Raw genomic sequence first — 16356 nt, 5'->3', positions numbered from 1 at the left:
TAAGGAGTAATTCCTTTCGATGGATTTACTATATGGCAAAGGACTTATTTCATTTATAAAATTAACGACAACCTAGTATAAGAAAAACGACAAAATATATAATTAACATTAACTGATTGATTTTAAAGGTTTATTTTGATTTTTTCTGTTTTTGTTTATTTTTTTATGTTGAGCTAATTTGTGCCTGATAATTTTTTAACGTTTTTAACGTCAGTTTATTTACCGAAAACAACGTGATGGATTTATGCAATCTTTGATTTCACGCAATAAAATAGAGGGTTAGCGCGTGTATTATTCGCCTGTTAATAAAAATATTTCTCATTACCACTACCATTGAGAGCAAGATAGATGAAATTATCTCAATTAAATGAAGGGGATAGCGCGAGCATTGTCGCGTTCAATCAACTTCCAAATGACATTCGTAAAAAATTGATGGTGATGGGCTTGCTGCCTCTAACTACTGTTACGTTAATCAGAAGAGCTCCTATGGGAGATCCACTTCAACTTGAAGTGAGAGGCGTCTCTTTAGCGGTACGTGAAAATATAGCCGCTTGTATTGAAGTGGAGAGAGCGTAGTGCGATATCAAATTCTAACCGTTGGTAACCCTAATAGTGGCAAAACAACGTTATTTAATGGACTGACAGGTTCTAAGCAGCAAGTCGGTAACTGGGCTGGTGTTACAGTTGAGAAAAAAACGGGTCGCTACACTCATTCTGGAGATGAATTCATACTAACGGATTTGCCGGGCATCTACGCACTTGACAGCGGGAATGACAGTAACAGCATTGACGAATCCATTGCCTCTAGAGCGGTTCTTACACATCCTGCCGATTTAATCATTAACGTTGTGGACGTGACGTGTTTGGAGCGCAGTCTCTATATGACGCTTCAATTGAGAGAGCTCGGGCGTCCAATGATTGTGGTTTTGAATAAAATGGATGCTTTAAAAAGAGAGCGTCAAAGCCTAGACATTCAACAACTTGAGAAAGTTCTAGGTTGCCCCGTTTTTATGCTTTCTGCTACCAGTAAAGAGCAGGTGAGTCGATTCAAAGAAAAGCTGCATAAAGTACTGCTGCAAGGCGTAGCTCTTAAAGAACTGCTATTGGATTACGGCAGTGCATTTGAACAATCGATCGGAAAATTAGCCACTATTTTTCAACATAAGCAAGTGGCACCTCGCGCATTGGCTATTCGTGCCTTAGAAAATGATCTTTTGGTGATTAATGGATTACCAGAAGTGCAGCGTGAGCTTATCCAGAAAGAGCAATTGCAAAGTGGTTTGGATATTGATCTGCATGTCGCTGATACCAAATACACATTTTTGCATGAACAGTGCCAGCAGATCCGCAAAACAGAAGGGAAATTAAGCCACAGTTTTACACAAAAAGCGGATAAGCTGATTTTAAATAAATGGGTGGGTGTACCGTTTTTCTTTGTGGTTATGTACTTAATGTTTATGTTCTCGATCAATATTGGGAGCGCTTTCATTGATTTCTTCGACATTGGCGTCGGGGCGTTATTGGTTGATGGTGGGCACCACTTACTGGATGATCATTTGCCTATTTGGCTAGTGACATTATTAGCAGATGGCCTTGGCGGAGGTATTCAAACCGTCGCCACATTTATCCCAGTTATCGCTTGTTTGTACTTATTTTTAGCTGTACTCGAAAGTTCAGGCTATATGTCTCGCGCGGCTTTTGTTTTAGATAAAGTGATGCAGAAGATAGGCCTACCGGGTAAAGCGTTTGTTCCGCTTGTCTTAGGATTTGGTTGTAACGTTCCCGCGATTATGGCGACCCGAACTCTAGATCAAGAACGTGAACGTAAATTAGCGGCATCGATGGCACCCTTTATGTCATGTGGTGCACGTTTGCCAGTGTATGCGCTATTTGCTGCGGCATTTTTCCCTGAAAGCGGTCAAAATGTAGTTTTTGCTCTTTATTTGTTGGGCATTTTAGCCGCAGTGTTCACTGGTTTGGTTTTGAAGCATACGCTCTATCCGGGTTCAAGCGACAGCCTAGTCATGGAGATGCCAGATTACGAGATCCCAACGGTACAAAACGTCATGATCAAAACATGGCAGAAATTAAAACGTTTTGTTCTCGGTGCAGGGAAAACGATTGTCATCGTCGTTATGATCTTAAGCTTCCTCAATTCAGTTGGTACTGATGGTAGCTTTGGTAATGAAGATAGTGACAACTCCGTGTTATCAAAAGTGGCTCAAGTGGTTACTCCGGTATTTGCTCCTATTGGTATCAATCAAGATAACTGGCCAGCGACAGTGGGTATCATCACGGGTATTTTTGCAAAAGAAGCGGTAGTCGGAACATTAAACAATTTATATACCTCTGCTGAAGGTGATGAAAGTGAATATGACCTAATGGCGAGCCTACAAGAAGCGGTTATGTCTATTCCAGAAAACCTAACGGGATTAAGCTTCTCTGATCCGCTCGGTATCGAAGTCGGAGACTTGACAGACAGTAGCGCAGTGGCTGAAGAGCAAGCCGTAGATGCCTCAATCTTTGGTAATTTGAAACAGCACTTTGTCACTGGTCATGCCGCATTTGCCTACCTTATCTTCATTTTGCTTTACACGCCTTGCGTTGCAGCCATGGGGGCTTATGTTCGTGAGTTTGGTGCGAATTACGCTCGTTTTATCGCAGTATGGACGATGGGGCTTGCGTATGGTGGTGGCGCGCTTTATTACCAAGCGACTAGGATCACTGAAACCCCAGTTGAAAGTTTAACGTGGATTATTGCCATTATTATGGTGAGTTTGTTGACCTTTAAAATGCTTAAGCGAAAAGGACTCCAGCAGAAAACGGTGCTTGAGGTACAAGTGGCATGATATTAAATGAGTTAAAGCGCTACATTGAAGAGAATGGGATCGTTAGCCGCTCGGCGATTGCGAAAAAGTTTTCGCTCAGTGAGGACGGCGTTGACGCTATGTTAGCCGTGTGGATAAGAAAAGGTGTGTTGTCGCGCACTATCGATACCAACAAGGTTCACCACGTAACAAGAGTGCGTTATGGGCTTAACCGAAACAATGGGCTGTCTTTGACTGTCGTACTTTAGTCATAATTGATGCTAGGCATTCTGTCTGATAAACGAAAGCCGCTGAAGTCAGCGGCTTTCAAACTTTTACCCAATCTATCTTTTACCTAGTATATGGTGTGAGAAACGACGTTTATCCTTTTCTAAAAATAGAACTCAGTGATAGAACATTTTGGATTCTGGTTAAGATCGCTTGCTGTTCTTGTTCGGCTCTCACTATCCCTTGAGTATTGCCCCAGATAGGCCCTGGCCATGCTACGTCATTTTTAAATCGAGCAACATGGTGAATATGGAGCTGAGGCACCATGTTACCCAGCGCACCTAAATTGAGTTTATCTGGACAAAACGTGGCTTCAAGAGCTTGGCTAACGGCTTGAGATTCGCATAAAAATTGTTGCTGTTCCTGCATTGGTAGATGATGCAACTCTTTCAAATTGGCACGTTTAGGCACCAGAATAATCCAAGGTACGGCATTATCTTTATGGAGTAAGGCTAAGCAAAGAGGAAATTCACCAATGACGGAAGTGTCTTTGGCCAGTTGCGGGTGGAGTTCAAAATTCATGTCAATCTCACTTGCACGGATGTTATCACCGATAAAAGAAAAGGCTGACCATGGTCAACCCTTTCATTCACTCATAGCTGTCGTTACATACGTTCTAATGTATCAATACCGAGTAGCGACAGACCTTGCTTGATGGTTTTTGCTGTCAACGCAGCCAGTTTTAGGCGGCTTTGTTTCACACTTTCATCTTCAGCGACTAAGATTGGGCATGCTTCATAGAAGCTAGAGAATTGGCCAGCTAATTCAAATAGGTAGCTACACATAATGTGAGGTTGGCCTTCGCGGGCAACAGCTTGTACCGCTTCTTCAAACTGCAGAAGTTTCGCAATCAAAGCTTTTTCTTTCTCTTGTGTGACTTTAATTTCACCCGTCAGGTTATCCATCGATACGCCTGCTTTAGCAAAAATTGACGCGACACGTGTGTAGGCATACTGCATGTAAGGTGCAGTGTTACCTTCAAATGCCAACATGTTGTCCCAGTCAAACACGTAATCGGTAGTACGGTGCTTAGAAAGATCAGCATATTTCACTGCGGCCATCGCGACAGTATTGGCAATGTTCGCTTTTTCTGCGGCGTCTAAATCAGGGTTTTTGGATTCAATTAATTTAGCGGCACGCTCTTGCGCTTCATCGAGAAGATCGGCCAGACGAACAGTACCGCCAGCACGAGTTTTGAACGGGCGGCCATCTTTGCCTAGCATCATACCAAAGGCGTGGTGTTCAAGAGTCACTTCTTCAGGTACATAGCCCGCTTTGCGGACAATCGTCCATGCTTGCATTAGGTGCTGATGTTGACGCGAGTCGATAAAGTACAACACACGGTCCGCACCTAAGGTTTCATAACGGTATTTTGCACACGCGATATCGGTTGTGGTGTATAAGAAGCCGCCATCACGTTTTTGGATGATAACGCCCATCGGCTCGCCATCTTTATTTTTGTATTCTTCAAGAAAAACGACTTGTGCGCCATCATCTTCTTGCGCCAAACCTTTTTCTTTTAAATCGGCTACGATGCCGGGCAACATGTCGTTGTACATGCTTTCGCCCATCACATCATCGCGCGTGAGCGAAACATTCAAACGATCATAGTTACGCTGGTTTTGGATCATGGTGATGTCCACCAATTTTTTCCACATTTGAGCGCAGAATTCGTCACCGCTTTGTAGTTTGACCACATAATTTCGTGCTTTAGCAGCAAACACTTCATCTTCGTCGTAGAGTTTTTTTGACTCACGATAGAAAGCTTCAAGATCGGAAAGTTCCATTGAAACTTCGTTACCAGACTCTTGTTGCACACGTTCAAGGTTGGCTATCAACATACCAAATTGCGTGCCCCAGTCACCGATGTGGTTGGCGCGGATCACTTTATGGCCTAAAAATTCCAAGGTACGTACAACGGCGTCACCAATGATGGTTGAGCGTAAGTGGCCTACATGCATCTCTTTAGCAACGTTAGGCGCTGAGTAGTCTGCGACGATCGTCTTCTGCGCTTCTTTGGTTACGCCAAGGTGCTCATCTGCTAGGGCGATATCCGCTTGTTTAGCAAGAAACGCTTCACTGAGGAAAATGTTGATGAAACCTGGGCCTGCAATTTCCGTTTTGCTCGCAATACCATCGAGGTCCAGAACATCCAATACTTTTTGAGCAAATTCTCGCGGGTTGGTACCCAGTTGCTTAGCTACGCCCATAATGCCATTGGCTTGATAGTCACCAAATTGCGCTTTGGCCGATTGGCGAACAGCAGCAGGACTGCCAGCTGGTGCGCCTGCGGCTTCAAGAGCCTGAGATACTTTGTCATTAATCAGTGCTTGGATATTCACACGCGTTTCCTTTAATTCTTGGAATTGCAAAGGTATGCATTTTATTCACCATTTAGTGCCAATACATATCTTAATTTTGTTCATCATTTGGCGCACATAATACCAATTTTATTGAGGCGCTTATAGGGACTAAATTAGGAAATTTTCTACTTTTCGAAGAGTTGTTGGTACTATTAGACGATAATCATCATTTTGGACCATTTAAATGCTTGAACCATTGAAGAATGCAGCGCTTCATCCTGAACAGCTTAAGCAGGATTTAGATAAATTTATGCATAAAATTCAAGAATTAACCAAAATTTTGCATATTGATTTATCCACAAATCAAGCTGACCACATTGCACTGCGCATTAATGATCGTAAATTAGCGTCATTAGCACATGCGGCATGGCTGGAGGAAGGACGAGAAATATCGAGTGCTCATATAAATGGCCGTCCTATCATTGTGATTGAATTTTCGGTGCCGCTATCGGCTTATGGTTGGTCAATAGAATGTTTGGAATTGCCTTACCCTGCCGAGGGAAAAATTTACCCAGAGCAGAGCTGGGAGCATGTGGAATTTGTGGTGCCATCTGAGGCTCAAACCGCGCAAGCTTATTTGCAGGATATACTGTCGGTTTACCCACAATTAAAAGAATGCTGGACAACATTAGACACTCAAGGTGTTCAAGTTAAATTGTCCAGTCCAAAAGGGGAAGGAGAGCGATTACATAACCCGACGGTTGCATTTAAGTGGCAAGGCGTGTGCATTAAACTGCATCCCCACTCTTTAAAAGAGATCGTAAAATCAGAGCAAAGATAAATTGCTCTGATGGCGATGAAGTACGGTTATCCTAAGTTATAGCTTTTAGGCCGAAGCTGGAACGCTTCAATTGAGCCAATTTCTTGCCCTAAACTGAGTTTCTGAACCGTTTGATGTGCGTTTCCTTGGCTGTGCATGATCAGTCGATTGGCGGTCCTTGGTTTTAGCTCATTGACCACAAAGCGAATCATATCACTGCGGCTGAGTGATTTCAGTTCACTCAAAACCTGCTCTCTTTGATCAAAGCCGGCATCTTTATTGCCGATAGCAACCCAAAGTCTTTGCGCACGGCTGCGAAGGGTGGGGTCGGGCGTTGAAATTTGATTCCATAAACCGCGCTTACTGCTGTGCCACTGGTATTCGTTGAGCTCCAGCAACACCATGTAAAAAGCATTTAAAAATTCATCTACAGCGCTAATCAGCTCATAAGGGGCAGCATTCGGTGACTGGACATAGAGTACGATGCCTGGGTGACGGTTTAATGGCATGTTGCCCGTTCCGACCATATAACCAAGTTGTTGCTTAGTGCGAATTTCATGAAAAAATGTAGCGGACATCAAGTGATTAGCTAATGAATATAAGGCGATGCTGCGCGGTGCGGCATCATTGCACTGATAATAGACCACCACAGCAGAATCTTCTTGATCGCAGTGAACCTCTTTTTGAAAAGTCCCACTCTCTCCGAGCATGACGAGTGGTCTTAATGATTCCTCGTACTGTTGATCTTTGACTCGTAATGCATTTTTAAGCGTATCTGCCATCGCTTGTGCATCACTTCTTAACCAGTCGCCATAGACAAACATCTCAACATGAAGTTGCGCTAATATTTGTTCAACGAAATCACTGAGCTCATCGACTTCTATCTGTTTTAAGGCACCAAGTAGCGTTTCATAAGGAGGGTTGTTGGGTTGTAAAATACCCGTCATTGCATTGAAAAGCTGCGAAATTGGACGATCTTTAGTGGTATTTTGCCAGTTACGAAGCAGTTGTTGCTTGATGGTGTTAAAGCGTTTTAGGCTAAAATCACGTTTAGCAAAGCGTGCGAGAATCATCTCCATTAACTGTGGTTGTTTTTCGCTAAAACCAGAAAGCATCAGGGTGACGCCGCCTTGATGAGCGTACATGTTGTAACTCATCCCAGCAATTTCTGCTTGGTAAGTTTCCGTGGCCAGCGAGTCTAAAAACATTTCCACACAGAGGCGGGTTTTAACAATATTTCGAGCAGTGGCTACCGAGATGGGGCTATCAATCGCGATGTAAATTACCCCTTTAGGCACTCTAAATTCATGGTCTTGTAGATGCCATAAACGAAAGCCTGGTAACTCTTCAATGATTTCCGGGTGTAAAGACGTTGAAGGCTCTAACGGTTTTGGGTCTAAGTCGTAACAGATAAAAGGATTGAGTGGCGGTAAGTTTGTTTCAATGTCGCAAGGGGTTGCGAATGCTGCAAGTTGTGACGCCGATAATGGAGTAATTGAATAAGGTGTAAAATACCATTTCGCTTTCTTATCGTAATACCCATCTTTAGCAATTAACGTGGCGCGTAGATTTTCAGGAGTCAAATAATGAAGTGCTTGCTTAAGTAGTGATTCGTTGTAGCCCGCCATCATGTAATCGCCATAGATGGTGTCTTGCGGCTGATAGTGCTGCATATTAACCACTAAATGGCTGACCATGTCTAATGGCCTTGTCGTTTCTTGAAAGCGAAAAGCCGATTCAAGCACCGCTCTTTTCTCAAGGTAACGCCATTCGTTTAGCCCCTGATCTGCGATTAATTTAATCTGAGTAAAGAGTGACTGGATGATGTTATCGACCTGTTTTACGCCTTCATGTGTCAGGCTAAAACTTATCGAAAACTCACGATAATTGCTGCCACTCGCGCCGCCTCCAGCCGATAAGGACGTGATCCAACCTTTCTCTTTTAATGCCAGCATTAAACTGCCTTCACCTTCGTAACCGATGAGATGGGCGAAATAAGAGAGAGGTTTGACATGATAAAAGTCATCCGTGCTTGGGGCAGGGAAGCTTAAAATCAGTTTGCGGATCTCTTTTCGTGGCTCGATTTGAATCAAGACGCCTCGGTGCGCGTCTAAAACAAAAGGCACCTCTATTTTTTTCGGGCCGAGCTGTTTATTTGGGATGGAGGAAAATTCATCTCTTGCCCACTGCTCTAACTCATCAAGTGTCTGTGGGCCTGCTAGCGAGAGCGTCATCAAATCAGCCGAGTAATTTTCATGGTGAAAGCGGACAATTTCTTCACGGATAGAGACACCATTTCTATCACACAGCGTTTCTAAATTACCCACTGAAAATTTAGCAAACGGGTGTTGCGGATTGATGGTTTCTTTTTGAACCTGATAGAGCCTTCTCGAATCATCATTCTGTTTGAGTTTAAATTCAGAATCCACCGCTTGGCGTTCTTTATCTAGGGCTTCTTCATTAAACAAGGGGGCACAAAAGAATTGGCTGAATCGGTCCAAGGCTTTTTCAAAATGATTTGGGCTTACATCAAAGAAAAAACAGGTGTGCTCTGTACCAGTCCATGCGTTATTGCTGCCACCATGTTGATTAATAAAACTTTGAAACTCACCAATTTTCGGGTACTTTTCTGTGCCTAAAAACAGCATGTGTTCCAGATAGTGGGCAAGACCTTCTCTGTCTTCAGGGTCATCAAAATGCCCCACATTAATCGCTAAAGCAGCGGCTGACTTTTGTGCATCATCCGCTTGAATAAGTAATGTTCTCAGACCATTAGTTAACGTAATGTAGCGGTATTGGTTGGTGTCGTTAGGGCTTAAATGCACAGTGACTCTCCACAGAAAAGGCTTTTTTAATTATGGCGTTGAAACGGTTAGGTGCAAATTTCAAGCAATGATTTTATGAGCAAAGTGCCATTTTAGTCCTTCAGGAGACTTTTTAATAGACTGTTAACAGTGTCGAAGTCTTTGCTTGGTTGCCTGATATAATCGAGAATAAAGCCGCCTAGACGGCATAGATAATAACCACTAGGAATGAGTAATGAAGATTTTTATTATGCGTCACGGAGAAGCTGAACATTATGCAGCGAGTGATGCACAAAGGGCCTTAACCGAAAGAGGTCTTCGTGAGTCTGTTGCTGTGGCTCGTGCTTGTGAAAAGCAAGATCTTCGCCATGTAGATAAAGTATTGGTAAGCCCTTACTTACGGGCGCAGCAAACTTGGGCTGCGATAGCCTCTTATTTTAATGCCAATGATGTTGTGACCTGTGATGACATCACACCTTATGGGAAAGCGGAAGTGGTATTTGAGTATGTCTCTGCCTTGGCCGATGTAGAACAAATCGAATCAGTGCTGCTGGTGTCTCATTTACCGTTAGTTGGCTATCTCGCGGCTGAATTTGTTACCGATTTAGTCCCTCCAATGTTCCCCACATCCGGTCTGATTGGTATCGAATATGATAGAGAGTTGCGCAAAGGACAGCAGATCTGGAGTATTAATCCTTAAACCACCATTCAAAGTAAAAGAAGTTCACGTAATTTGAATAACTAGGCTACGTTAAGTGAAGGGTTATTGCCTTTACCAATGTAGCCATTATTTTGACTGTTTTACTGGACTAAAAATTGCATTGCCGAGTTAACGCATTGTCGCATTTATAGATATTTATCAACAGATTGCTTGCTAACCTATGAAATTTACTCTCCCATTTGCAGATAAATTGCCATCAATACCGCAGCGAAGTATGCCAGCAATCGGTGCGCCGGTTATGGTATTGGCCACGTTGGCTATGGTCGTTTTACCGATCCCAGCCTTCCTATTGGATCTGTTTTTCACTTTTAACATTGCCTTATCGATGGTGGTGTTACTCGTTACTGTCTATACCCGTAGACCGCTTGATTTTGCTGCTTTTCCTACGGTTTTGCTTATTGCAACCTTACTTCGACTAGCCTTGAACGTTGCTTCAACCCGTGTGGTTTTATTGTATGGTCATGAAGGCCCTGGGGCGGCTGGTAACGTCATTGAAGCGTTTGGTAGTGTGGTGATCGGTGGTAACTACGCCGTCGGTTTAGTGGTGTTTTTGATCTTGATGATCATCAACTTCATGGTAGTAACCAAAGGTGCGGGACGTATTTCTGAGGTGAGTGCTCGCTTTACCCTAGATGCCTTGCCGGGTAAGCAAATGGCCATAGATGCGGACTTAAATGCGGGTTTAATCGATCAAGACCAAGCGCGGCTGAGACGCTTTGAAGTAACCAAAGAAGCGGATTTCTACGGTTCAATGGACGGTGCGTCAAAATTTGTTAAAGGGGATGCGATTGCTGGGATCTTAATTTTGTTCATCAACATTATTGGCGGCTTATCGATTGGTATGGCGCAATATGGGTTGGGTTTTAAAGAAGCGATCCAAATCTACACACTGCTGACCATTGGTGACGGCTTAGTGGCTCAGATCCCCTCATTGCTGCTTTCGATTGGTGCTGCCATGATGGTTACCCGTCAAAATACCGATGAAGATATGGGAGAGCAAGTCGTCTTCCAACTGTTTGACAACCCTAAAGCATTGATGATTACCGCTTGTATTCTCGGCATCATGGGCATTGTGCCGGGTATGCCTCACTTTGCTTTCTTACTGCTAGCCGCATTAGCGGGTGGTTGCGCGTATTGGATGATACGCAAACAGAAAAAAACCGCCGATGAAAAGAAACTGCCTGCAAAAGTGGACAACGAAGCACCCACTCAAAAAGAGCTCTCTTGGGATGATGTTCAACCCGTTGATGTGATTGGCTTAGAAGTGGGCTATCGATTGATACCGCTGGTGGACCGAGATCAAGGTGGAGAGCTGCTCGAACGCGTAAAAGGTGTTCGGAAAAAACTGTCGCAAGACTTTGGCTTTCTCATCCCCGCAGTGCATATTCGTGACAATTTAGAATTAACACCCAATAGTTATCGCATTACCTTAATGGGGGTTGCTGTTGGTGAAGCGGAGATCCGCCCAGATCAAGAACTGGCGATTAACCCTGGTCAAGTCTATGGTGTTATTGACGGTGAACGCACACTCGACCCTGCATTCGGCCTTGAAGCGGTTTGGATCCGTGAAGAACAACGTGAACACGCACAAGCTCTCGGTTACACAGTTGTGGACTCATCGACCGTACTCGCCACTCATTTGAGTCAGCTTCTCACTAATAACGCCTCGCAACTGATTGGTCATGAAGAGGTTCAAAACTTAATTGAAATGCTGGGTCGCTCAGCGCCAAGGCTAGTTGAAAATTTCGTTCCAGATCAACTGCCGTTGGGTACAGTCGTTAAGGTACTGCAAAACCTACTCAATGAAGCGATTCCAATCCGAGATATTCGAACCATAATACAAACTTTGGCGGAGTATTCTGGGCGGAGTCAAGAACCTGACATCCTAACGGCGGCCGTTCGAATCTCATTGAAGCGTTTAATCGTCCAAGAAATCAATGGTATAGAACCTGAACTACCAGTGATAACACTGATTCCTGAGCTGGAACAAATATTGCATCAAACCATGCAGGCGTCAGGAGGAGAATCGGCAGGTATTGAGCCAGGCTTAGCAGAGCGTCTACAAGCTGCACTGAGCCATGCAACGCAAGAACAAGAATTGAAAGGTGAGCCCGCCGTGTTACTCACGTCTGGTGTGCTTCGTTCAACTTTGGCGAAGTTTGTGAAAAACACGATACCTAATTTGCGTGTGCTCTCTTATCAAGAAATACCTGACGAGAAACAAATTCGGATTGTTCAAGCCGTTGGTAACTAACGAAACTGCTGTTACCTAATCGGGCTTTAGCCATTTAAACACGGATATCTGCTTTGAAAATAAAACGATTTTTTGCCAAAGATATGCGAACAGCGCTGCTGCAAGTGAAAGAAGAGCTTGGTGCGGAAGCGGTGATCATGTCGAATAAAAAAGTCGCGGGTGGTGTGGAAATCGTTGCCGCTGTGGATGGTGAACAGCCCACCCAGCAAAACAGTGCCAAGCGCTATAATTCGCAGCCTAGACAACAAGGTTACACCCAAGTCACCCCGTCTTTGAACAAATCCTCTCGTGAGTTGGATGATGATCGAGTCAGCCTGCAAAACAGCGCAGATTCTGGGCGTTCAATGACCAAACGTTTTGCAAATATGTTAAAGCAGTACAGCGCACCAAGTGGCTCAGATTCGGACTATCACGCCGAAAATGAAGATTCGCTCTCTGCATTATTGCAACGTCAATCGGGTTCATCTAACACCAACTCAGGACACGGTAGTGCAGAGTTACGAGCCGATTCGCCATTAGCGAAGTTAATTGCAGAGGATAGAAGAGCGTCCACCCGTCAAACGCCGAAGCTAGATCCGTCGCGTTATGATCGTTACCCAACGCAAGAGGCGAGTGTTTCGAACCCAGAGCTGGAAAACATGCGTGAAGAGATGACCTCAATACGCCGCTTGTTAGAACATCAAGTTTCAGGATTAATGTGGCAAGAAGTTGAGCGTCGAGAGCCTTTGCGTGCCATGCTCATTAAAAGACTTGAGCGCATGGGGGTTTCACAAGAACTGGCTGACCAGCTTGCGTGTTATATCCCAGAAGATACTGCTCCAACTAAAGCTTGGAAGGCACTGCTTGGCTTAGTGGCTGATCAAGTCCCTGTTTCCAAACAAGATATTCTGAAACGTGGTGGTGTGGTTGCGCTATTAGGCCCTACAGGGGTTGGTAAAACCACCACCATTGCTAAACTAGCCGCTCGTGCCGCTATGGAGTATGGCGCTGATAACGTCGCTCTAGTCACCACAGATACCTACCGTATTGGTGCTCATGAACAGCTCTCTATTTATGGCCGAATCATGGGTTGTCCAGTAAGAGTTGCTAAAGATTCCAGTGAGTTAGCCGATGTAATATATCAGCTAAGAAATCGGCGTTTAATTTTAGTTGATACCGCGGGGATGGGGCAGCGTGATGTTCGGTTATCAGAGCAGCTCGATACCCTGATGCAAGAGAGTGGCGAAATCATCCACAGTTACCTTGTTCTGCCTGCAACGGCACAAAGAAAAGTATTACAAGAAACAATCGAGCACTTTAGAAGGATCCCTCTTTCAGGGTGCATTATGACTAAGCTTGATGAGTCATTGAGCTTAGGGGAATTTGTGAGTGTCGTGGTTCAAAACGCACTGCCCGTTGCTTACATCGCGAATGGCCAGCGTGTACCAGAAGATATTGTGATTGCCCAGCCGAAGTACATGGTTGCAAAGGCAAACGAATTGCTAGAGAAGTCGACAGAGAATGAACCTCACTATTGGAGCAGCGACTCCGAGAGATTCTAGGCGGCGGACAAATATGGCGAATAATATGATATATGACCAAGCGAGCGGTTTACGCCGCTTAACTCAACCGTCACTGACCAAAGTCATATCTGTGACTGGTGGTAAAGGTGGTGTGGGTAAATCTCACGTGACACTCGGCATGGCGATCTGCATGGCTCGTCAAGGCAAAAAAGTCATGGTGTTGGATGCAGACTTAGGTTTAGCTAACGTGGATGTTATGCTTGGCATACGCCCGAAGCGAAACTTAGGGCATGTACTGGCTGGCGAGTGTGAACTGAAAGATGCCATCGTCGAGGGACCTTTTGGGATACGAATAATTCCAGCGACCTCGGGCACACAGTCGATGACAGAGTTGTCACACGCCCAACATGTTGGTTTAATACGCGCCTTTGGCAGTTTAGAAGATGAGATGGATATTCTGCTCATCGATACAGCCGCAGGTATTTCTGATATGGTCGTGAGCTTCTGTCGCGCCGCACAAGATGTAGTGATCGTGGTATGTGACGAACCGACATCCATCACCGACGCTTACGCGCTGATCAAGCTCTTAAGTCGTGAACACCAAGTGCAACGTTTTAAAATTGTGGCCAATATGGTGAGAAGTTATCGTGAAGGACGGGAATTATTTGCTAAATTAACTTTAGTGACAGAAAGATTCCTAAATGTGAGCCTTGAACTTGTTGCTTGCATACCTTTGGATGATAAAGTGCGACAAGCAGTAAAAAAACAAAAAATAGTGGTCGATGCGTTTCCACGGTCACCTGCGGCACTGGCAATCAGCTCGTTGGCAAGTAAAGCGTTAACGTGGCCAATTCCAAGAACGCCGACAGGCCATCTGGAATTTTTTGTCGAGCGTTTGCTAAATAGAACAGAAAGTGTAGGGGAACCATTCGGTGAATAAAGCGCTTACTTATGACCAACACGGAAACCTAAAGAGCCAACAAGCATTTTTAGAAAAATACTCTGTATTGGTTAAGCGTATTGCACACCATTTAGCAGGTCGCCTGCCACCAAACGTATTGGTCGAAGATCTAATACAAGCCGGTATGATAGGCCTACTTGAAGCACAAAAAAATTATGATGGGAGTAAAGGTGCAAGCTTTGAAACCTACGCAGGAATTCGAATTCGTGGAGCTATGCTTGACGATATTCGGCGTGGTGATTGGGTTCCACGCTCGGTTCATAAACACAACCGAGAGATAACCCATGCAATTTCAGTTCTAGAAGGTGAGCTAAACCGAAACCCAACTGATACAGAAGTTGCGAAGTATTTAGGCATGTCGCTGGATCAGTACCATACTGTATTAACTGACATTAATTGCTCACGGATTGTCGGAATCGAAGATTTAGGTATTTCTGATGATGCAATTTCTCCTCTGGATGACGATGAAGACAACTCGCCATTTAAGGGAGTCGCCGATGAATCGTTTCGTAAAGCATTGGTTGAATCAATAAAATCACTTCCAGAACGTGAAGCTTTGGTACTTTCGCTCTATTATGATGAAGAGCTAAACTTAAAAGAAATTGGTGAAGTTCTAGGTGTTAGCGAATCCCGCGTTAGCCAGATACTAAGCCAATCTATGCAGCGACTAAGAACGAAGTTAAGTTCTTGGACGCAAAATGACTAATATCACTGATTTCGAGCTCAGTGGAGGCAATTTTGAATAAAAACATGAAGATCCTTATTGTTGACGACTTTTCAACAATGCGCCGTATTGTTAAGAATCTACTTCGTGATTTGGGCTTCAATAATACCCAAGAAGCAGATGATGGCCTGACAGCGTTGCCTATGCTAAAGAAAGGTGATTTTGAGTTTGTGGTTACAGACTGGAATATGCCGGGCATGCAAGGCATCGATTTGTTGAAAAATATCCGAGCAGATGCAGAACTTAAGCATCTGCCTGTTCTGATGATCACCGCAGAAGCAAAACGCGAACAAATCATCGAGGCTGCTCAAGCAGGTGTGAATGGTTATATCGTAAAACCTTTTACTGCTGCTACGCTTAAAGAAAAACTGGATAAAATTTTCGAGCGTTTATAAAGCGTGTGGTCACAGACAAAAGGTGCTCTATTCATTTATGCGCGAAAAGGCTAATCGATGATTTCATTAGAACAAGCAAAAGAACTCGTTCAGCTACTGGAAAATGGACAGCAAGATCAGGCGAATCAACTCTTTAAAGAGACCTACGACAAAGCAAGCAATCCAATGCTGCAAGAAATAGGCACTTTGACAAGGGAACTGCATGAATCGCTCAAACAGTTCAACCTTGATGAACGGATGGCTGAGATTGCAAATGACGAAATTCCAGATGCAAGGGATCGTCTTCAATACGTAATTGATAAAACGGAAGTGGCTGCGAATAAAACAATGGATGCAGTGGATCGATGTATGCCGATCGCTGACAGCCTTCACGAAGGTCTGTTAAAAGTGCGTCCACAATGGAATGAGTTGATGCATGGACGTATTGATCTCATTGAGTTTAAAGCACTTTGTCACCGTATTGATGATCTACTATCACAAGTTGAAGGCAACAGCAGCGAATTGCGAGGTCAGCTAACTGAGATATTGATGGCTCAAGACTTTCAAGATCTCACTGGCCAAATAATTCGGCGTGTTATTACGCTGGTTAATGAAGTTGAGAAACGCCTAGTTGAGATTCTCACTGCCTTTGGGGCTAACCAAATAGAACAAAAAACAGACAAGAAGAACCCATCTATCGAACCTGAAGGTCCTATTTTGAACCCTCATGAAAGAGCCGATGCGGTTTCATCTCAAGACGAAGTCGATGATTTGTTATCGAGTCTTGGTTTTTAGGGG

The 16356-nt window shown here is 44.1% G+C and carries 14 protein-coding genes; 11 read left to right on the top strand and 3 right to left on the bottom strand.

All coding sequences use genetic code 11. The features are described 5' to 3' along the window. Window positions 1-348 precede the first annotated feature (348 nt). From AACT23_RS11610 to AACT23_RS11600, 3 genes are read left to right on the top strand one after another with little or no spacing between them, the layout of a single operon-like run. Complete coding sequence (locus tag AACT23_RS11610; RefSeq protein WP_013856356.1) at window positions 349-576, top strand: FeoA family protein; 228 nt, start codon at window positions 349-351, stop codon at window positions 574-576. Next, complete coding sequence (feoB, locus tag AACT23_RS11605) at window positions 576-2849, top strand: Fe(2+) transporter permease subunit FeoB (protein WP_094129018.1); 2274 nt, start codon at window positions 576-578, stop codon at window positions 2847-2849. The genes AACT23_RS11610 and feoB overlap by 1 nt, the downstream gene beginning before the upstream one ends. Further along, entirely contained in the window at window positions 2846-3076 is a 231-nt protein-coding gene (locus tag AACT23_RS11600; protein ID WP_094129015.1) for a FeoC-like transcriptional regulator, read from the top strand. Before feoB ends, AACT23_RS11600 begins: the two co-directional genes overlap by 4 nt. Before the next feature lie 112 nt (window positions 3077-3188). Here the strand turns inward: AACT23_RS11600 and AACT23_RS11595 are convergent, their stop codons facing one another. Continuing rightward, complete coding sequence (locus tag AACT23_RS11595) at window positions 3189-3617, bottom strand: HIT family protein (RefSeq protein ID WP_017042525.1); 429 nt, start codon at window positions 3615-3617, stop codon at window positions 3189-3191. A gap of 83 nt (window positions 3618-3700) precedes the next feature. Continuing rightward, entirely contained in the window at window positions 3701-5437 is a 1737-nt protein-coding gene (gene argS / locus AACT23_RS11590) for an arginine--tRNA ligase (RefSeq protein WP_094123958.1), read from the bottom strand. A 205-nt stretch (window positions 5438-5642) separates the two neighbouring features. Between argS and AACT23_RS11585 the strand changes: the two genes are divergently transcribed. Further along, entirely contained in the window at window positions 5643-6239 is a 597-nt protein-coding gene (locus tag AACT23_RS11585; RefSeq protein ID WP_094129012.1) for a VOC family protein, read from the top strand. Between the two features lie 26 nt (window positions 6240-6265). On the opposite strand, the gene AACT23_RS11580 is transcribed toward AACT23_RS11585, so the two are convergent. After that, window positions 6266-9043: an insulinase family protein gene (locus AACT23_RS11580; RefSeq protein WP_047687818.1), complete on the bottom strand. Its 2778-nt coding sequence runs from the start codon at window positions 9041-9043 to the stop codon at window positions 6266-6268. 214 nt (window positions 9044-9257) lie between these two features. Here AACT23_RS11580 and sixA point away from each other — a divergent pair, with 214 nt between their 5' ends. The 7 genes from sixA (at window position 9258) to AACT23_RS11545 (ending at window position 16353) form a co-directional block, all read left to right on the top strand. Further along, the gene (gene sixA, locus AACT23_RS11575; RefSeq protein WP_094129009.1) at window positions 9258-9722 is read left to right on the top strand and encodes a phosphohistidine phosphatase SixA; all 465 of its coding nucleotides are present in this window, start codon (window positions 9258-9260) and stop codon (window positions 9720-9722) included. A 181-nt stretch (window positions 9723-9903) separates the two neighbouring features. After that, window positions 9904-11997: a flagellar biosynthesis protein FlhA gene (gene flhA, locus AACT23_RS11570; RefSeq protein WP_013856364.1), complete on the top strand. Its 2094-nt coding sequence runs from the start codon at window positions 9904-9906 to the stop codon at window positions 11995-11997. A gap of 53 nt (window positions 11998-12050) precedes the next feature. Then, entirely contained in the window at window positions 12051-13538 is a 1488-nt protein-coding gene (gene flhF, locus AACT23_RS11565) for a flagellar biosynthesis protein FlhF (protein WP_094129006.1), read from the top strand. 13 nt (window positions 13539-13551) lie between these two features. Next, the gene (locus AACT23_RS11560; RefSeq protein ID WP_010318888.1) at window positions 13552-14439 is read left to right on the top strand and encodes a MinD/ParA family protein; all 888 of its coding nucleotides are present in this window, start codon (window positions 13552-13554) and stop codon (window positions 14437-14439) included. Then, a complete protein-coding gene (locus AACT23_RS11555; protein WP_010318887.1) occupies window positions 14432-15166 on the top strand; it encodes an RNA polymerase sigma factor FliA in 735 nt (244 codons plus the stop codon). The genes AACT23_RS11560 and AACT23_RS11555 overlap by 8 nt, the downstream gene beginning before the upstream one ends. A 44-nt stretch (window positions 15167-15210) precedes the next feature. Further along, complete coding sequence (gene cheY, locus AACT23_RS11550) at window positions 15211-15579, top strand: chemotaxis response regulator CheY (protein ID WP_033197405.1); 369 nt, start codon at window positions 15211-15213, stop codon at window positions 15577-15579. A 57-nt stretch (window positions 15580-15636) separates the two neighbouring features. After that, window positions 15637-16353, top strand: a complete 717-nt coding sequence (locus tag AACT23_RS11545) for a protein phosphatase CheZ (protein ID WP_017045236.1) — start codon at window positions 15637-15639, stop codon at window positions 16351-16353. The last annotated feature ends 3 nt before the right edge of the window (window positions 16354-16356 follow it).

The sequence above is a fragment of the Vibrio sp. V09_P4A23P171 genome, from assembly GCF_963875615.1.
GTDB lineage: Bacteria > Pseudomonadota > Gammaproteobacteria > Enterobacterales > Vibrionaceae > Vibrio > Vibrio anguillarum.
Note: the sequence above shows the minus strand (reverse complement) of the source record. Positions and strands in the feature narration are given on the sequence as shown.